The following is a 19,116-nucleotide window of genomic DNA, read 5'->3' as shown; positions in this document are numbered from 1 at the left end:
GCCTGCTGAAACAGATAGACAGTAACCAGGATGGGCACTACTCAGAGCAGGAGTATCTTCAGGCGGTGCATAATGTGTCCTACCGGGAACGTCTGTACCGTATTATTGCGAAGCACGGAAGTGAATGGTATTACGGCAAGGATGATCCGCTGTGGAAAACCTACCTGGATACGCTGACCAAGGATGCGCCAGCCTGGAAAACGTATCTGGAAACCTTCATTGATAAGATGACGTGGATGAAAACGGTGACTGAGAAGGGAGTGTCACTGGGGCCGGAATTGTGGCATATGCATCCGGTGGTGTTTTTGAGTGCAATGGTGGATGAAGATGAGATGGCCCTTAAATGGTTACAAGTACCGAAAGGGCAGCTTACTTTCGATGCTGAGGGAAATGATATTGATACTAGTCCATGGTTTAGTCGTAAAATTCATTGGCCTGGTGGTGTATCGGGTGTGACGATTGGTCGTGGGTATGATCTTGGTCAACAAGCTTCGGCAAATGCTGATCTTGTTCAGATTGGTGTCACTGACCCCTTTAAGTCTTGGCTTGTTGGTTCTCAGGGATTATCTGGGGCAGGCGCTCAATCTAGGTTTAATTCGGCTTCAGAGGATATACGGAATTCTACAATAACACGAAAACAACAATATGATATATTTATGATTAGTTATCAAAGGTTAGAGGACGATGTTAAAAGAATATGTCAAAAGCCAGATACAATTCGTGTCTACCACTCAAATCCCCAAGCAACTCCTGAACAAGCATGGAGTGATATCCCAGAGAAGATAAAAGAGATTCTCGTTGACCTTCGATATAGAGGTGATTATACACCCCGTGCCAGATCTCTTATACAGCGGTATGCATATTCGGGAGATTTAAACTCATTTGGTAATGTTTTATCTACCCGAAGTAATTGGCAAAATGTCCCAGAAGAAAGATTTAATCAGAGAGTGTCTTTTTATGAGAGCTAAAGTATTGTTGGTTTGTGGTTTTGTTTTTTATTCAGTGAATGTTCTTGCTGCCTTTAGTGATGTTGAAAATAAACAACTGTCAGAGATAAACTCTAAGTCAGAGCATTTAAAAAAGACTGCTATACATTTATTGGATCAGTCTCAGTTAGATCAAGTTCGAAACAATCCAGATAAAAAAAATTAATTGACGCCCTTAGAGTATCGTGGGATTTTACTATTGAAAATAGGTGTGCGCTAGAGACGTCAGAATCACATGGCACTGATGCAGAAATTTCCGAAGTTAATAATTGTTTGACTAAAGGGTATAAGGAGGAAAAAGAGTATTTTGATAATATGCTACCCTAATGGATGAAAATTGACGATTCGGCAAGAACATTCAGTCTGGTCACTCTTGGACGTGATCTGGGTAAGATGAAAAAGGGCGATCGGGTATGGGTGGTATCCGACGATGACAACCTTGCGCCAGTTACTCCGGCAGCATCAGGCAGTGCGCCTGTCTTTAATGATGTGCATGTTCCGGCCACGCCAGTGCCTGTCAGTGCCGGAGACAGTCTCGGGCATATGGGCTTTTGTCAGCTACCGGAAGAAAACGGTAAGCACTCACGTTACCAGGTACATATTGAGTGCCTGAGTATGGATGATATGGAGAAATTCATTACCAATCCCGGTAATGTGGGGAACGATTCACCGGTTTACCTGGCCTGGCAGAAAGATGCAGCTTTATCTGACAAGGGGGATACCGGAATGACAGCAAGTAATCGTAAAACAAAGATATCGGGAATTCTGTCACTTGCAAGAGTCCCTGGTGTTGATGCTGCCGGGAATGCTCTGTCTAGTAACAAGGATGCGGCCTGGTTTCAGATACGCCCTGAAGGCGGCTGGCTGGCTGCCGGTAGTGTGCAGAAACTGTCACAGTATGCGTTAGGTGAACTGGGCTTTGTCACATTGAATAAGGCACCGGAAAGCTTTGACCTGCTTGACAGCATAAAACAGCCGAATAATGTGGTGAAGGGAATACTTGAACAATTGTATAAAGTGGCCCAGGAAGAAACCCGGCCTGCCCATGCGCTGAATAAATATAATTACGAGCGCCTGCTGAAACAGATAGACAGTAACCAGGATGGGCACTATTCAGAGCAGGAGTATCTTCAGGCGGTGCATAATGCGTCCTACCGGGAACGTCTGTACCGTATTATTGCGAAGCACGGAAGTGAATGGTATTACGGCAAGGATGATCCGCTATGGAAAACCTACCTGGATACGCTGACCAAGGATGCGCCAGCCTGGAAAATGTATCTGGAAACCTTCATTGATAAGATGACGTGGATGAAAACGGTGACTGAGAAGGGAGTGTCACTGGGGCCGGAATTGTGGCATATGCATCCGGTGGTGTTTTTGGAAGCGATGAAGCCATCTGATAATGGTGTGACATATGAACAATTGAAAAAAGTTTTTCCACAAGCTTCAGATGAAGATCTGAACACTGTTGTTGAAGAGTTAAGAGGGAAACTTACAACATTTAAATTGGATACACCAATAAGGCTGAGACATTTTTTCGCTCAAATTAAAGGTGAGGTTGGTGCTCAAATGAAAGGAAAAACCGAAAGTTTTCAATTTTCCCCTGCTACGCTGAGATCGTTTAGCTCTTATTATCGGGCAAATCACACCGAATCTGAAGAGGATGGTTATGAGAAAAATTCGGCAGGGAGAATTATTCGCGGAGCTAATGAGCAGGCTATTGGAAGAAAACATTATTTACGATTGAATGGGAATAGGCAATCTAACCCCGATGATGGATATAACTTTAGAGGAAGAGGACTGATTCAAATTACAGGATACGAAAAGTATCATGGATTTTCTCTGGAGTATAATAATTATTGGAGTGATGCTGTACCTGACACAGTAAATCATCCTGAAAAAATTAATGAAATGCCTTATGCTATTCGTAGTGCGCTGTGGTTTTGGACAAAATATAAGCCTTACAGGGCAGATTCAAACAGAGGTTATGATGATGTTGAAAGTATTACAAGAGAAGTTAGTTTATTATCTATCAGTGCTGATGGGAAATGGTGTAAGGCAAGGTATATTAATAATAAAAATAAATCTATGGATAGTAATATGCTATGTTCAGATTTAAGTATTTAGCTAGTTACGCATGAACTGATATATCATAAAATAGTCAACTTACTATATTTATAGATCCTTATTTTGATTTATACGCAATTTACGTGAAGGCATGTGGCTGGACTGTTGAAAGAACAGGGAATTCAGCCGTGATTTATTATAGTGATGGCTTGTTAACTCAGGGGAAAAGAATAACCACCACAGAATTGAAAACTTTGTTAAGGCTGGGGGGCACAGAAAACACACGCAACCAGAAGGTATATAATAAACCTCTTGCCGCACTCGTGAAAGTTCTGGCATTGCTTGAGTATTTAGATATTCAAGTTTAATATTTTATAGAAAGGCTTCACAGTGCAGAAAACAAAGTGGTTTTAAATACAGGTAATAAAAAATTAAAGATTTTGTAAAAAGTAGTTTTGGCAGAGTTGTTGTTCTGGATGATTCAGTTAATCGTCGAGGATATGTGTCGACTGATTTTAAAAAAGCTATCGAAAATTTCATGCAAATAATCCATCTGTAAGTTTAGATCCCCAGTCGTGGGGGAGTGAAAGTACATTATATGAAAGCAAACTTCTGGAAGAGTATAAATTAACCAAGAGAATGACTGATTCTTCTCTTCGTTTTAATACGTTAAAGGCAAAGTTATGATTAATAGAATGTATGCGAGCGTTGTGCTATTCTCTTTTTTTTACTAAAGCAAGCTATGCAGATATAACTATCCAATCTCCGGTTGGAGGGAGTTTTACTTTTCTCAGAAAAAATAATGAGCACTACGATGATCACTTATGGGGGGGGTTATTTTTTCCAATCATGATTACTCTGCTGATCTCAATCGGGATGATCGAACTTACATTGAGGATGGTACTTCAAAAGTGTCTCCATCCGGAAAATATCTTATTGTTAATAGTGTTTCTGGTGGAACTGTGAAGTTCGACGATGGCACTACAAAGTATACCGATAGAGCTTATTGTAGCGTCGTTGACATGAGCAATGGGTGTATTGTTAGTGACTGGGATGGAGAAGTATGCGGGTATACCTGGATGGAAGGGAAAGATGTATTGGCCAATTCTGAAGATGCCGGTACTGATGTTTTTGATTTTAATTCAATGCGACCTTCAATCAATAAAATTAAAAATAAACTATCGTCAATGGATATCAGGCGTACAAGTAATATGCTTCGTTGTGATAAGCCCTCTAAAATAAACATAAATAACTATCAGCAATTGGTGAGGGAGGATAAAAATATAAAAGCGTTGTAACAAACGCCATTTCTTATTATTTGCATACTATTGAGAATCAATCATCAATAAATAGTAAGTCGTATTTATTTAATTCTCCAGATAATCATACTCAAACTAAATCCTATCTTGTGTCTGGAGACAAAGTAAAATCATACAATATTCTTCTGATAATTAATGAGTGAATATTGGTTATAATAATTCGGGGAATGTTCCGATTGTTGCCTGTATCAAGTCTGATTCTCTAATTAAATAAATGTTTATTTAAAAATCGGGTGACAAAGACAGCCCGTATTATCTTGATAATATCCAACAGATTAATAGAGGCAAAGGTGTTGCAAATTATTCGAAAAGGCGACAAAACCACCCACGGTGGTTCCGTAATGACCTGTTCCGAAACCATGATTTTTGGTGGAATTGGCGTGGCACGTAAAGGTGACAGGGTTTCCTGCCCGATACCTGGACATGGTCCGACAACGATTATCGAAGGTAATCCCAACTATTTGGATAATGGTATCCCTGTTGCTTTTCACGGCCACAGGTGCGGCTGCGGCTGCACTTTGATCAGTTCTTTTGTTCCTGCAAAGGTTGGTTGAACATGCCCGTCTGGCTGGACGCCATTCCCGAAAAAGCGCCGAAAGTTATGCGCCCCAATCCCCGGCGTTGGTTGCTGTTTCTGGTACTTATGCTGGTGACTGGTATCACGTTAACGTTCTGGCAATGGACCTCCGGTAGAAACGGATTCATTTTCTGGTTTACCGCGCTGGGGCTGCCATTTTGTTTATGGGGATTGCTCTTTTCCCTGCGGCGGTTTGCGTACAAAGCGGAACAGGTCGGGGCTGAATCCCGTAATGCTGAGCGGGAAGCGCTGATTCAGCAGGAAATCCGCCGTGGTCAGCGTTGCGGCAGGGTGCTGGGTTATCACATTCAGCACCCTGCAGGAAATAAGCCCGGAGCATTAATGCAGACGGCTAGCCATACTATGCCCATAGTGCAGTTCTCAACGCCGCGAGGCAGTAAAGTCGCTGTCAGATATGCAGCCCTGACAGGATTTCAGGTTGACCTGGAGGCTGAAATCATTGCCACCACCTCAACACTTGCCGCCCGGGTGCAGGATATTACCGCAACACTCCCGACGGATATTCCCTGCTGCCTGATGCTGGACTGTGATGACGATATCAGGCAATGCGTTGAGTCACATCTCAAAAATGAGCTTGCTGCCAAAACAGGGAGAAGTTTCAGGCTCCTGTCTGGCAAAGGTCTGTCGGCGTTTGATGCCTGGCTGGACCAGCGCTGGGAAAACCCGGGCATTCTTGCCGCTGTGACATTCTCGGTACCAGCGTATCCCAGTCAGGGTGACGCCGATGCCATCACACTGGTGGTGCTCTGCAACCGAAAGGCTGCTGCTTATCCTCACGCAGTGTGCCTGCACCGCCCGGAAAAAGGCAAAGAGCCCGCGCTGGTAAAAACGCTGAACCGGGCACTGCTTTGGTCCGACACAGACCCTGAATCACTGAAGGCTGCATGGCATACAGGACCAGCTCTTGCCAGCGGGAGCGGGTGGAACAAAGCTTGTGAAGATAACGGAGTGACATTCAGCCTGTCAGATGACAATCGCAGTATTGATTACGCTATGGGATATACCGGGCGAGCCGCTCCCTGGCTTGTCATTATTCTTGCTTCTGCCGCATGTCACGATAATGGCCCACAGGTCATCGCAGCCCAATCAGCAGCAGACGAAGAAGATGTCTGGGTAGCCGTCGTTAATAAAAAAGACGTTCGTAAGGAAAATCAAGGGAATGGCTAAGGTAAAAGTCAAAACGCTCATTGGCGCAACGGCTGGAGTTCTGTTTTTTTTGACAGCGACCGTCGCATTTCTGTTTTATGCGTTCCCGCAATGGCTGGCATCTGCCACCGGGCTGGGACCGTATGATGGACAGCGCATCCTGACATTTTGCGCATTGTTGAATGCAGCCATATTCCTGTTGGGATGGATGACAGAAAAAGCGTTCAGCTATGCGGGGAAAGCGGGTCTTTATCTTCACTGGGGAAATAGCCAACGGCAGGCCATGGCGCATTCAGCAGAGATCCCGTCTGCTGATGGTGATGGGCAGGTAGCCACTTACAGTGATGAACAGATGTCAGAACATCTGGAAATGCGCTATGGACGTCGCTGGCGGTCTAAGGTCCGGATCCTGCTTGTGCAGGGTAATACTGACGAGACGGAAAAAGCTGCGCCCGGACTTTGTCACGACCTCTGGCAGGAAGGTGACGGTAATGTTCTGGTATATGGCGGCGATGCGCAGTCTCTTCCCGACGAGCACTTCCTGTCCCGGTTAAAACGCCTGCGTCCTGGCAAACCTGTGGATGGCATCATCCACGTAATGGATACCGCAGCGTTGCCAACCGATACAGAGCGCGATGCGTTTTTACGGTGCCGCCAGAAAGCCGATTATCTTCTGGGCTGGCAGGCTCCCGTCTGGCTATGGCTGATCGACAGGACAGCTACTTCCGGCGATCAGGCTGACCCTGTAGCGACCGGCGCGTTATTTGGCCCTGGCGTGACCTCGCAGGATGCGCTCAGCACGCTGGATACGCTGGTTCCGCATTTACGCCAGGTCGGGATGTCAGAGGTGCTGAACAACCCGCATCATAGCTGGCTGCTGCAACTCTCGTCCCGCCTGCAGGGGGACCTGAAGGCAGGCCTGCACGCCCTGTTTGACGGGTTGATGCAGGGCTCTGCTGCTTATCGGCTCCGGGGAGCGATGTTCAGCCCTGAACTGGCCGTTGCCGGTTCAGTACCCAATACCCGGCTTGATACGCCCGGCTGGAAAGCCGTTATTGATGACTGCTCTACCATCCGCGCCAGAAAATTAACCTTCGACTGGCTTAAAGGGCTGCGTTTACTTGTGCTTGCCCTGATTGTCCTCTGGGGAGCCGGTACACTGCTGTCGCTTGCCGTCAACCGGGCGCAGATATACCAGGCTCAGAGTACCGCCCGTCTTGCCGCGGATACTGAAAGTCCGCTGACAGAGCGTCTGCGTAACCAGCTTGTGCTCCAGCAGGCGATTGCCCGACTGCAGAACCGGGAAGCAACCGGTGCGCCCTGGTACACCCGCTTTGGACTCAATCAGGACCACGACACGCTGGTGGCCCTGTGGCCGCTGTATGCCCGTAATAATGCGCTGTTGGTACGGGATGCCACAGCTGCGCACCTGAAACAGCAGCTTCAGGCTTTTGTTAATCTCCCTCCGGCCAGTGATGCCCGTACGCAGGGAACACAACGGGCTTACGATGTGCTGAAAAGTTATCTGATGCTGGCCCGACCGGACAAAGCCGAAGCAGGATGGCTGGCGAAGAATATGCTGAAGGCCTGGCCGAAACGGCAGGGTATGTCAGATGGCGCCTGGCAGGAAATGGCACCCAAACTGCTGGGCTTTTACGCTCAGAATCTTCCTTCACATCCGGAATGGAAAATTAAGCCTGATGCCGGACTTGTCACGACCGTGCGCCAGATCCTCCTTAAACAGATTGGCCAGCGTAATGCTGAATCCGGGCTGTACCAGGACATGCTGAAGCGCGTTTCCAGCAACTGGCCTGATTTAACGCTTGCCGATATGACCGGCGACACGGATGCCTCCACCGTCTTCAGTACAGAAGAAGTGGTGCCGGGCATGTTTACCCGCCAGGCCTGGGAAGAACAGGTGCAGGATGCAATTGAGGAGGTGGTTAAAACCCGCCGCGATGAAATCGACTGGGTGCTGACGGATAAAACTCATCAGCCCGGAAGCGATATTTCGCCGGAAGCGCTGAAGTCCAGACTGACCGAACGTTACTTTACCGATTTCGGGAATGCCTGGCTGAATATGGTCAACAGCATCCAGTGGCACGAAGCGGCCTCGCTCTCTGACGCGATCGCCCAGCTTAATCTGATCGGTGACGTGCGACAGTCGCCACTGGTGGCGCTGATGAATACCCTGGCATGGCAGGGAAAAACCGGCGAGAAGGGGGAAGCGCTGGCGGATTCGATAGTGGATTCGGCGAAAAAGCTGGTCGGCCGGAAAAAGAACGTGAAGCAGTTTATCGAACAGGCGCAGGGACCGCGCGGTCCGCTGGACGATGTGTTTGGTCCGCTGACGGGATTCATGGAGGGAAAAGAGGGAACCGGACGTAACGGTAACCTGAGTTTTCAGTCCTGGCTTGCCCGTATTACCCAGGTACGCCTGAAACTCCAGCAGGTCACCAGCGCGCCGGATCCACAGGCAATGTCTCAAATGCTGGCTCAGACCGTGTTCCAGGGCAAGGCTATTGATCTGACCGACACGCGTGACTACAGCAGTCTGGTGGCGGCGAGTCTGGGCCAGGAGTGGAGCGGGTTCGGCCAGTCACTGTTTGTTCAGCCGCTGGATCTGGCCTGGCGGCAGGTGCTGACCCCGGCAGCAGAAAGCCTCAATACCCGCTGGCAGACGACCATTGTCGAACAGTGGAATAAAGCGTTTGCCGGCCGCTATCCGTTTAAAGCCACCGGAAGTGATGCTTCCTTACCACTGCTGGCGCAGTTCCTGCGCGGCGATTCAGGTCGCATCGCCACGTTCCTGAAAACCAGCCTTGGCGGCATTCTCCACCAGGAGGGGAACCGCTGGGTGGTGGATCCTTCTGCAAGCCAGGGAATGGAAGTGAGCCCGGATTTCCTGCGGGCAATTAACCAGCTGGCCGAACTGTCGGATATCGTTTTTGCCCAGGGCGATGCGGGCGTTCGCTTTGAATTAATGGCGCGTCCTTCCCGTGATGTGGCCCGTATGCAGCTGACGCTTGATGAACAGAATCTGGACTTCTTTAACCAGATGGAAAGCTGGCAGAGCTTTACCTGGCCGGGAAACACGTATTACCCGGGTGTCAGCCTTCGCTGGCGCAGCGTGAACAGCGGGATGCAGCTCTACACCAGCAACCAGGGGAACTGGGGATTCATCCGGCTGCTGGATAAGGCATTAATTACACCTCTTGATGCAAGCCGCACACAGCTGGTCTGGATCACCCCCGACGGTAATCCGCTGAAGTTTGTTATGCGTAGTGAGCTGGGTGACGGTCCGCTTGCCCTGCTGAAGCTCCAGGGATTTACGCTGCCTGAAACCATCTTTACGGTTGTGGCCAGCGCTGAAGATGTCGAATAAAGACAAGACAAGGAAAAACATGAGTTCACCGGAAGCCCTGTTATCGGCATGCACCACTAACCACGAAGCGCAGTTGCGCCTTACTGAAAGCGCCTCCGGCACCCTGTCCCTCTGGGAGAACTGGTTAAAACCGATCCGCCCTGGGGAGGAAACGGGTGACGATCCGGCCTGTGACGATGATTTCCAACTGATGCGTGAAGAAATCAACAAACTTTCGGGCACCGATCCGGAGTTGCTCTGCACGCTGGCGGAAAAAATACTGTGTGAATGCGCCAAAGATATCCGTGTTGTTACCTGGTATACCCAGGCCCGGCTGAGCCGTGACGGCGAGAAAGGCCTGGCGGAAGGGATACTGCTGCTGGTCGCGATGTTGTCCCGCTATGGCAGACACTGTCATCCGCTGCGCCCGAATGCCCGGAAAGCCGCGCTGGAGTGGCTCAACAGTACAAAAGTACTTGATACGCTCTCGCGCTGGCCGGAAGTCGAACGGGAAGATGCCGGCCTGACGGCCGGAGCGGTCACTCTGCTGAGTAAGGTGGTCTCAGACTGGCCTGAAAATGAAAAACCCGCATTCGCTGGCCTTTGTAGCGCGCTGGAAAACCGTCTGGCGCGTTCTGGCGGGGTGACAGCGCTAATCCCCCAGAACAGCAGCACTCAGGATACCGGGTATGACGCTGTCTTTTCTCCGTCGCCACTGCTGACGGACGTGAAGTCGGGGCGCGATTTGCTGGATCAGGCAAAGGTACTCTCCCGCTGGCTCGGAGAACAACCCCAGGGGTGGCTGGCCTCTCACCGGCTGATGAAAACCGTTCGCTGGGATACCGTCGATCAAATTCCACCGCTGGACAGCAGTGGACGTACCCGGCTGATTCCGCCTAAACCAGAGTACCGGGCGCAGCTGAAGCGTCTGTACCTGCAAAAAAGCTGGGCTGAGCTGGTTGAGCAGGCCAGCCAGATGTACTGCGAAGGGGTGAATCATTTCTGGCTCGATCTCCAGTGGTACCTCTGGCAGGGACTCAGCCATGCGGGACAGCCCTGGGAGAACCTGGCGGAGTCAGTCCTGCTGGATCTTCGGTTCCTCCTCAGGCGTCTGCCCGGGCTTGAAAGCCTGGCCTGGAATGACGGTACCCCGTTTGCCGATGAGGTGACAACGGGATGGATTGCGGAAAAGGTGAATGAGGAAGGGCTGTCATTCGGTAGCGAGCCGGTCACGACGGCAACCGGATACGGGGACGAGGTGCTGTCACTTGAGGCCGAGGCGATGGAGAAGGGTGACAGTGAGGGGCCCGAAGCGGCTCTGACGTGGCTCCAGACCCGCCCCGGACTGGACTCTCCGCGAAATCGCTGGCTGATACGTCTGCTGATGGCTCGTGTTGCGGAACAATACGGGCGTAACGACATGGCGCTTCATCTGCTGGCTGAACTGACATCCTGTGCGGCGCAGTTGACGATGGGGGACTGGGAGCCGGGCCTGATGTTCGAAGTTCAGGCCCGCCGTCTGAAACTGTTGCGCATGAAAGCCGGTCGCAGCGAGTCCGATAAAATCCGGCTGATGCCTGAGATGGATGCCCTGCTGGCGGGGCTGATTACCATCGATCCTGCCCGTGCCATGGTGCTGTGTGGCTGAATTTTGTCTGTTAACTATCAGGAATACCGAGCATGGATGATTTAACCCTGCGCTATTTTGAAGCCGAAATGCGCTATCTGCGCGAGGCAGGAAAAGAATTTGCCCGGGCACATCCGGACCGGGCGGCAATGCTCAATCTCGATAAGCCCGGAGCCCGGGATCCGTATGTGGAACGCCTGTTTGAAGGCTTTGCCTTCCTGATGGGCCGTCTGCGAGAAAAGCTGGATGATGATCTGCCGGAACTGACTGAAGGACTGGTGAGTCTGCTGTGGCCGCACTATATGCGGACTATCCCGTCGCTGGCCATCGTTGAGTTTTCGCCTGACTGGCGTGGTCTGCGTCAGGCCGAAATGCTGGCTGAAGGCTTTTCCGTTTTGTCACGTCCTGTCGGGCCGCATAAAACCGCCTGTCAGTACCGGACGACCCGCGATGTTCCGCTACAACCGCTCCACCTTGCAGATGCCCGCCTGCATACTGAAACGGATGGCCGCTCTGCTATCCGTCTGCGCTTCGAATGCCCTGAAAAAGTGGACTGGAGTAAAGCCGGGATCGACAAGGTCGCCATATTCCTTAACGCAGAGAGTCCTGTGAGTTCTGCGCTGCATCTGGCAATGACCCGGCGTGTACATGCCATGTATGCGCGTCATGCCGGGACGCATACTGAACGTCATCAGTTTGATGGCTGGTGCAAACCCATGGGCTTCGATGACAATGACGGCCTGTGGAAAAAAGCCGATACGGCCTTCAGTGGTTACCAGCTGCTGCTGGAGTATTTCAGCTTCCGTCCAAAGTTTATGTTTGTGGAGCTGCGCGGTCTCGACACTATCGGGCTCACTGCGGCCAGCACCTGGTTTGAAATCGACATTGTACTCAGTGAAGCCTGGTCATCCGATCTGCCCTTTGAGACGGAAGACTTCCGGCTGCACTGTGCGCCGGTTATCAACCTTTTTACCCTGGAAGCCGACCCGCTGACGCTAAATCCGCTGGAGAACGAATACCTGCTCAGGCCATTGCGTCTTCAGGATGGTCACACCGAGATTTACAGCGTCGATAATATTCACGGCGCGGTGAAGAATGGCAAACACCCTTATGTGCCGTTCACCAGCTTTCGCCACCGGGGCGGCATGATGCGCCACGATGCCCCTGAACGTTATTACCATACCCGCGTGAAACGCGGTCCCTCTGGCCTGTATGACACCTGGTTAATTCTCGGTGGCAGCTCGTTTGAACTGGAGCAGTTGTCCGAAAAACCGGAGTCACTCTCGATGCGAATAACCGGGACCAACGGTCAGCTTCCGCGTAAGGCACTGGAAAGTACCCTGCTGGATAGGGTGGTCAAATCCGGCAAGGTGCCCGTCAGGGTCCTCAACCTCACAGCACCGACGATGCCGCTGTATCCCCCGGCAAACGACCGTTTTCACTGGCGAGTGATGAGCCACCTCGGCTCAAACTTCCTCAGCATGATGGACAATCCTGAGGTCCTGCGGGGCACGCTGGCGCTGTACGACTGGACCGACGATGAAATGAACCGCCGCCGGCTTGAAGCAATCGTCGCCGTGAAGCACACCCTGATCCGCCGTTTTGAGAAGGGCTTTATGCTGCGGGGAGTGGACATTGAGGTCACGCTGAATATGGACAATTTTGCAGGCGAGGGCGATGTGAATCTCTTCGGCGAGATGCTGCACCGGTTCTTCGCGCTCTATGCCGATATTCACCTCTTTAACCAGCTCACGCTGGTACTGCAACCGACAGGGAAACGACTGAGATGGCGCGAGAATCACAGCCAGCACGTACCGGGCTGACGTTAGCTCTTGATAAAGACATCTGGCGGGTCAATTTCTATCGTTTCTGCCAGTTGCTGGAGCAGGAAAATCCGGGCGCGCCAAAACTGGGCACCACCAGCCATTCGGGCAACGACCCGGTACGTTTCAGACCCTGGCCGGGAATGGGTTTCCCGGTCAGCACCCTGAAAGCGGTTGAGACCGACGAAGACCACCCGACATTGCCCCCAACGGTCCGCACGACTTTTCTGGGGATGTATGGCGTGGACTCCCCTCTGCCGACGTCTTATCTGGATGACATTGCGCAGCGCCGGGAAGGCTATGAGGCGGTCACCTCGTTTCTGGATATCTTCAGCCACCGCATCACCACGCAGTATTACCGGATCTGGCGAAAATACGCGTATCCGGCCACTTTCGAGGCGGGGGGGCGCGATGCCACATCGCAATGTCTGCTGGGTCTGGTGGGACTCGGTATACCGGGCACGGCTGATCAGGTGGCAACACCGGTTTCCCGTTTCCTGGCCTTGCTGGGTACCATGCGATTGCCCACCCGCAATGCTGAAGGCATCCGGGCTCTGGTGAGCCTGCTGGCACCGAATACCCGGGTATTTATCACCGAACCGGATCCGGTAAAGGTCCATATCGATAATCGCAGTGGGTTGGGTACCGGAAACCGCGTCCATCTTTCACAGCGGGCCACGCTGGGTAAAACGGGCAGAGAAGCCTGTAGCAGAGTGCTGGTGACACTGGCCACGGAAGATCCCGGCGAAGCCGAAGGCTGGTTACCCGGTGGCATCCTCCATACCGATTTGCTGGTCCTGATGCGCGTCTATCTTGGTTACCGCAGCAATGCCCGACTGCGCCTCACTGTACCCGTGTGGTTGTTGCCTGAGCCGCGCCTTGGCAAAGGCAGGCGTATTCAGCTCGGGCGTACCGGCCTGCTCGGACTGAAGGACGGCAGACTCAGCGATAACCGGGAAACACTGACTGTCAGTCTGGGCTGCTATGAAGGGCTCCGGTGTTCTGCGTTCCCTCCCGCTGAAGACGGACATTACCGCTTCGACTAAACGTATTCACATTCTCAATAAAGGAACTTTTGAATGGCAACAGTAACCCGCTGGCGGGCGCTGACGCTTATTGCCTGTGGTCTGCTCACAGGCTGCGGTCTGACACAGACCGTCACGGACGGTACGGTCAGCATCACGAAATCCATCTTCTACAAGAAAATTAAAACGCTGCATCTGGATTTTACCCCGCGCAAGGCCATAAACGCCGATGGCGCACAGACGCCGCTGGCGACGATGGTGCGGGTCTACCAGCTTAAAGACCGTAAGAATATTGATACAGCAGACTACCAGACGCTGCTGCGTAAGGCCGATACGGTCCTGAAAGAGGACGAGCTGGCGTCAAAAGAGCTGCTGGTAATGCCCGGGGGCAGCGTGACGCTCAATATGCCCATGGATGAAGACGCTGAGTTCGTGGCGGTGGTGGGGCTGTTTAACCGTCCCGACATGCAGGACAACCGCTGGCGGCTGGTACTGACCCGTGACGACCTCGACCCGGACAAACCCCGTACGATTGAACTGGGTGATGGCTGGCTCAGCCTCGTTCCGGTAAAGGAGTGATGTAATGGATAACTGGCTGGCGCTTTTTGACGGACAGACGCGTTATTTTCTGGATATTAATGACAGTACCATGACGGCGGATGTTTTACGCTTTCGCGGCAGGGAAGCCCTGAGCGAGCCCTTCCGGTGGGACATTGAGTTCACCTCCGGGCAAGCAAACATTCCCCCGGAACAGGTGCTGATGAAATATGCCACCTTCCGGATGCGCAGCGGCAAAAATGTTCACGGTATGGTGACCCGCCTGCAATGGCTGTCCACATCAAAAGACCAGTCTCACTACCGGCTCACGCTCAGTTCCCGGCTGGCGCTGCTGGGATACACCCGGCAGTGCGCCGTATTTCAGAACCAGTCCGTGCCGGAGGTGGTGGAGCAGGTTCTGCGTCAGCACGGGCTGGAAGGGCCGGACTTTGAGTTTCGTCTGGAGCGCAGCTACCCGGCGCGTGAACTTATCACCCAGTGGCGGGAGACGGATTTACAGTTTATCCAGCGCATTCTGTCAGAGGTGGGGATTTACTGGCGTACGGAGATGGATGATGTGCGCGGTCTGGATACGTACATTTTTGCCGACAGCCAGCTTAACTACCGGTTTGACGTGCGCCTGCCGTACCGTGAGCCATCGGGTCTGTTTGACGGTGCGGCGGAGTCAGTCTGGGATGTGCGGACCTGGCACAGGGTAGTCACCGGCACCGTCGCCACGCGGGATTACAACTACCGGACAGCCACCACGCCGATGGATGCGACGGTCAGCGTGCGCAGTAATGCGGTGACGACGGGCGAGCACTACCGCTACGCCGCGCCGTACCGCACGGCAGGGGACGACAGCGACCCGGAGCCGGAAACCGAGTCCGGTGCCTTTTATGCCCGGCTTCATCACGAGCGGGAACTCAATAAATCAGCCCGCATTCACCTGTTCAGCAATGCCTCACTCCTCGCGCCCGGTCAGGTGCTGGAGCCGCAGGGCGATGTCATTGATGCCCTGAAAGAGGGGGTCATCCTCACGCTGGTGACCTTCCGGGGAGCGCGGGATTCCCGCCTGCATGTGTCGGTCCGGGGAATGCCCTACACTGAGCGCTACTGTTTCCGCCCGGCGGATAGCCCGCGCCCGGAAATTCACGGCACGCTTCCGGCGCGGATTGAGAGCCGTGAGAAAAATGACATTTACGCCCATCTGGATGAGCACGGACGCTACCGCGTCAGGCTGGACTTTGACCGGAACGATGCAGAACAGGGATTCGCATACCTGTGGCTGCGGATGGCGAAACCGTATGCCGGAGAGACGTACGGCTGGCATACGCCACTGACCGACGGGACCGAAGTGGCGATTGCGTACAGCAACGGCGACATCGACCTGCCGTACATCGCGTATGCGCTGCACGACTCGGAACATCCTGACCCCGTGACCCGCGACAACCACACCCGCAACGTGCTGCGCACTCCGGCGAACAACAAGCTGCGGATGGAGGATAAGCGCGGTGAGGAGCATATCAAGCTCGCGACGGAATATGGCAAAACGCAGCTTAACACTGGTCACCTGGTGCACGCTCAGGGAAAAGCCCGCGGTCAGGGAACGGAGCTGCGCACCGATGAGTGGGGAACCCTGAGAGCAGGGAAGGGGTTGTTTGTCAGTGCGGATGCGCAGGCGAAAGCGCAGGGTGCTGCACTGGACATGGATGCCGCACTGAAGGAAATCGGCCGGCTTAACCAGCAACTGCAACAGCTGGAAATGGCGGCAGAACAGGCGCAGGCGCTGAAGGCGGATGTTGACAGCCAGATACAGATGTTTGAGCAGCGGTTGAAGCCTCTCAATGAGGCGCTGCTGATGTCCGCCCCGGAAGGGATGGCGCTGACCAGCGGGGAGCACCTGCAAATTGCCGCCAGCAAAAACGTCGCCATTAACGCCGGGGGCGATATCAGCATTGGAACAATGGGCAATGCGACCCTGCTTACCGGGGAGAAACTGGGGCTGTTTGCCCGCACCGGACAACTGAGCCTGAAATCCGGGGAAGGGCCTGTGGAGGCGCAGGCGCAGAACGGCAATATGAGGCTGTTTGCGGAGAAAAAGTTGACGCTGAGCTCGGCGGGTGACATCTCCCTGACCGGGAAAAAACGCATCACGCTGATTGGCGGCGGGAGCTACCTGCGGCTGGAGGCGGGGAAGGTTGAGTACGGTACGACAGCGACGTATCTGCGCAAAGTTAAGCGGACTATGGTGGCGGCCTCTAATAATTTACAAGTCACAACAAAGCCAATGCCATTTATTGATGATCTGAGAAAAGATGGTTTATATGATGAGCAATTCCGTGTCCTGGATGATAATGGCAAGCCTTTAGCCAACGTTCCGTACTTTATCCGTAACGAATATAATGAAACATTTAAAGGTGTCACCGATGCTCAAGGTTTATGTAAACGCGTTTTTACAAAGGAACCATCCAAACTAAGGAAGGTGCGAATAAGCGGGGAAATTCTTCTCGGCTGACTCAGTCATTTCATTTCTTCATGTTTGAGCCGATTTTTTCTCCCGTAAATGCCTTGAATCAGCCTATTTAGACCGTTTCTTCGCCATTTAAGGCGTTATCCCCAGTTTTTAGTGAGATCTCTCCCACTGACGTATCATTTGGTCCGCCCGAAACAGGTTGGCCAGCGTGAATAACATCGCCAGTTGGTTATCGTTTTTCAGCAACCCCTTGTATCTGGCTTTCACGAAGCCGAACTGTCGCTTGATGATGCGAAATGGGTGCTCCACCTTGGCCCGGATGCTGGCTTTCATGTATTCGATGTTGATGGCCGTTTTGTTCTTGCGTGGATGCTGTTTCAAGGTTCTTACCTTGCCGGGGCGCTCGGCGATCAGCCAGTCCACATCCACCTCGGCCAGCTCCTCGCGCTGTGGCGCCCCTTGGTAGCCGGCATCGGCTGAGACAAATTGCTCCTCTCCATGCAGCAGATTACCCAGCTGATTGAGGTCATGCTCGTTGGCCGCGGTGGTGACTAGGCTGTGGGTCAGGCCACTCTTGGCATCGACACCAATGTGGGCCTTCATGCCAAAGTGCCACTGATTTCCTTTCTTGGTCTGATGCATCTCCGGATCGCGTTGCTGCTCTTTGTTCTTGGTCGAGCTGGGTGCCTCAATGATGGTGGCATCGACCAAGGTGCCTTGAGTCATCATGACGCCTGCTTCGGCCAGCCAGCGATTGATGGTCTTGAACAATTGGCGGGCCAGTTGATGCTGCTCCAGCAGGTGGCGGAAATTCATGATGGTGGTGCGGTCCGGCAAGGCGCTATCCAGGGATAACCGGGCAAACAGACGCATGGAGGCGATTTCGTACAGGGCATCTTCCATGGCACCGTCGCTCAGGTTGTACCAATGCTGCATGCAGTGAATACGCAGCATGGTCTCCAGCGGATAGGGCCGTCGGCCATTGCCCGCCTTGGGATAAAACGGCTTGATGACAGCGGTCATATTCTGCCATGGCAGAATCTGCTCCATGCGGGAGAGGAAAATCTCTTTTCGGGTCTGACGGCGCTTAGTGCTGAATTCACTATCGGCGAAGGTGAGTTGATGGCTCATGATGTCCCTCTGGGATGCGCTCCGGATGAATATGATGATCTCATATCAGGAACTTGTTCGCACCTTCCCTAACTGTTTGGTTAGGTGTTCATGCTCTGGAGAAGTGGTAAATGACTGAACAATCAGCTTTAACCAATGAAACCCCACATTCAACATATGATATAACTGGGTTGTTAATGCCCGCTCGAGCATTTTTTTTACTGTTGTTGATGAGCCAGGTAAAGATGGCTTCTTGGTTAGGAAAATATATGCTTCTAATTCTGATCCTTACCTTTCAAAAATGGATTTATCAGAGGCAAAGATGCTTTCTGAAACTAATCCAGAGCGATATGGTTTAATTCCAAAGGATTTTTCTGCTTCCTATTCTGTAGCAGAGCATGTGATGGGCAAGAATGCATCAGCTTATATTTCTACTAGTTCTGCATTTCCGGAAGGATCTCCAAGGTTTGAAGGTAAAACAATTATTGTTGATATTGATAAAGCCGTTAAGTCAGGTGCGAAATTAATTTCTACAGAAGAGATACTTAAGAGTCTTGACGACTACAAGAAACAAAACCCACATCTTGGGAAACGCATTGACAAAATATCAAATTATGTTAGGGACATAGATAAGGAAGTATTGTTGCACGGTGAAAAAATACCAGCTGCTGCGATTTTTACTCCAGAAACGTTAAAATACACAAAGTATTTTACACGTGGTGCTCGTGTGGTACAGGTAACAGGGATTGTCTTTACAGCCTATGATCTAGAGCAGGCGTCTGAAAAGTCGCTTAAAAACGGTAGCGTTAAACCAATAACTGCTGAGGTCATCAGACAAGCTGGAGGATGGGGGATGGCTGTTGCTGGAGCAAAAATAGGTACAGCGGCAGGTGCGGCGGTTGGTATTGAGACAGGGCCAGGGGCGGTGCTGACGGGGCTCGTTGGTGGGATTATATTCGGAACTGCAGGTTACTTTGGAGCAGATTGGGTGGCGGATTACATTGATGAAAATTAACATATTTAATTTGTTTAGAAAAA

12 protein-coding genes and 1 pseudogene are annotated in these 19,116 nt (G+C 51.9%); 12 read left to right on the top strand and 1 reads right to left on the bottom strand.

Annotation, left to right across the window (positions count from 1 at the left end):
• The 11 genes and pseudogenes from L379_RS26305 to L379_RS11150 form a co-directional block, all read left to right on the top strand.
• A pseudogene (locus tag L379_RS26305) lies at positions 1-968 on the top strand (hypothetical protein); the annotation flags it as partial.
• Positions 969-1,316: 348 nt separating this feature from the next.
• Positions 1,317-3,113, top strand: a complete 1,797-nt coding sequence (locus L379_RS26300; RefSeq protein WP_255360352.1) for a glycoside hydrolase family 19 protein — start codon at positions 1,317-1,319, stop codon at positions 3,111-3,113.
• A gap of 764 nt (positions 3,114-3,877) precedes the next feature.
• Positions 3,878-4,351: a hypothetical protein gene (locus L379_RS25650; RefSeq protein ID WP_139155333.1), complete on the top strand. Its 474-nt coding sequence runs from the start codon at positions 3,878-3,880 to the stop codon at positions 4,349-4,351.
• Positions 4,352-4,662: 311 nt separating this feature from the next.
• A complete protein-coding gene (locus L379_RS25045; RefSeq protein WP_071887075.1) occupies positions 4,663-4,926 on the top strand; it encodes a PAAR domain-containing protein in 264 nt (87 codons plus the stop codon).
• Positions 4,927-4,928: 2 nt separating this feature from the next.
• A complete protein-coding gene (locus tag L379_RS11120; protein ID WP_032653748.1) occupies positions 4,929-6,137 on the top strand; it encodes a membrane protein in 1,209 nt (402 codons plus the stop codon).
• Positions 6,130-9,501 carry an ImcF-related family protein gene (locus tag L379_RS11125; RefSeq protein ID WP_032653746.1) on the top strand — a complete coding sequence of 1,124 codons (3,372 nt, stop codon included), beginning with the start codon at positions 6,130-6,132 and terminating at the stop codon, positions 9,499-9,501. The genes L379_RS11120 and L379_RS11125 overlap by 8 nt, the downstream gene beginning before the upstream one ends.
• Before the next feature lie 19 nt (positions 9,502-9,520).
• A complete protein-coding gene (gene tssA, locus L379_RS11130) occupies positions 9,521-11,128 on the top strand; it encodes a type VI secretion system protein TssA (RefSeq protein WP_032653743.1) in 1,608 nt (535 codons plus the stop codon).
• Positions 11,129-11,160: 32 nt separating this feature from the next.
• Positions 11,161-12,930: a type VI secretion system baseplate subunit TssF gene (gene tssF, locus L379_RS11135; RefSeq protein WP_032653740.1), complete on the top strand. Its 1,770-nt coding sequence runs from the start codon at positions 11,161-11,163 to the stop codon at positions 12,928-12,930.
• Positions 12,894-13,976: a type VI secretion system baseplate subunit TssG gene (gene tssG / locus L379_RS11140; RefSeq protein WP_032653738.1), complete on the top strand. Its 1,083-nt coding sequence runs from the start codon at positions 12,894-12,896 to the stop codon at positions 13,974-13,976. Before tssF ends, tssG begins: the two co-directional genes overlap by 37 nt.
• A gap of 33 nt (positions 13,977-14,009) precedes the next feature.
• Positions 14,010-14,534: a type VI secretion system lipoprotein TssJ gene (gene tssJ, locus L379_RS11145; protein ID WP_032653735.1), complete on the top strand. Its 525-nt coding sequence runs from the start codon at positions 14,010-14,012 to the stop codon at positions 14,532-14,534.
• A gap of 4 nt (positions 14,535-14,538) precedes the next feature.
• Positions 14,539-17,010, top strand: coding sequence for a type VI secretion system Vgr family protein (locus tag L379_RS11150; RefSeq protein WP_050597036.1), 2,472 nt, complete (start codon positions 14,539-14,541; stop codon positions 17,008-17,010).
• A gap of 108 nt (positions 17,011-17,118) precedes the next feature.
• On the opposite strand, the gene L379_RS11155 is transcribed toward L379_RS11150, so the two are convergent.
• On the bottom strand, positions 17,119-18,099 hold the full coding sequence (locus L379_RS11155) for an IS5-like element IS5 family transposase (protein WP_001575870.1): 981 nt from the start codon (positions 18,097-18,099) through the stop codon (positions 17,119-17,121).
• A gap of 301 nt (positions 18,100-18,400) precedes the next feature.
• On the opposite strand from L379_RS11155, the gene L379_RS0124050 reads away from it, so the two are divergent.
• Positions 18,401-19,093 carry a glycine zipper family protein gene (locus L379_RS0124050; RefSeq protein WP_228099946.1) on the top strand — a complete coding sequence of 231 codons (693 nt, stop codon included), beginning with the start codon at positions 18,401-18,403 and terminating at the stop codon, positions 19,091-19,093.
• Positions 19,094-19,116: the final 23 nt, after the last annotated feature.

It is taken from the genome of Enterobacter sp. MGH 33 (genome assembly GCF_000534535.1).
GTDB classification, from domain to species: Bacteria; Pseudomonadota; Gammaproteobacteria; order Enterobacterales; family Enterobacteriaceae; genus Enterobacter; species Enterobacter hormaechei_C.
This window is presented reverse-complemented; position numbering and strand designations above follow the sequence as displayed.

Excerpts from the sequence above, each read along its gene's own strand:
- L379_RS26300 (WP_255360352.1), top strand. The coding sequence starts at position 1,317 with ATGAAAATTGACGATTCGGCAAGAACATTCAGTCTGGTCACTCTTGGA.
- L379_RS25650 (WP_139155333.1), top strand. The coding sequence starts at position 3,878 with ATGGGGGGGGTTATTTTTTCCAATCATGATTACTCTGCTGATCTCAAT.
- L379_RS11120 (WP_032653748.1), top strand. The coding sequence starts at position 4,929 with ATGCCCGTCTGGCTGGACGCCATTCCCGAAAAAGCGCCGAAAGTTATG.
- L379_RS11125 (WP_032653746.1), top strand. The coding sequence starts at position 6,130 with ATGGCTAAGGTAAAAGTCAAAACGCTCATTGGCGCAACGGCTGGAGTT.
- tssA (WP_032653743.1), top strand. The coding sequence starts at position 9,521 with ATGAGTTCACCGGAAGCCCTGTTATCGGCATGCACCACTAACCACGAA.
- tssF (WP_032653740.1), top strand. The coding sequence starts at position 11,161 with ATGGATGATTTAACCCTGCGCTATTTTGAAGCCGAAATGCGCTATCTG.
- tssG (WP_032653738.1), top strand. The coding sequence starts at position 12,894 with ATGGCGCGAGAATCACAGCCAGCACGTACCGGGCTGACGTTAGCTCTT.
- tssJ (WP_032653735.1), top strand. The coding sequence starts at position 14,010 with ATGGCAACAGTAACCCGCTGGCGGGCGCTGACGCTTATTGCCTGTGGT.
- L379_RS11150 (WP_050597036.1), top strand. The coding sequence starts at position 14,539 with ATGGATAACTGGCTGGCGCTTTTTGACGGACAGACGCGTTATTTTCTG.
- L379_RS11155 (WP_001575870.1), bottom strand. The coding sequence starts at position 18,099 with ATGAGCCATCAACTCACCTTCGCCGATAGTGAATTCAGCACTAAGCGC.
- L379_RS0124050 (WP_228099946.1), top strand. The coding sequence starts at position 18,401 with ATGCTTTCTGAAACTAATCCAGAGCGATATGGTTTAATTCCAAAGGAT.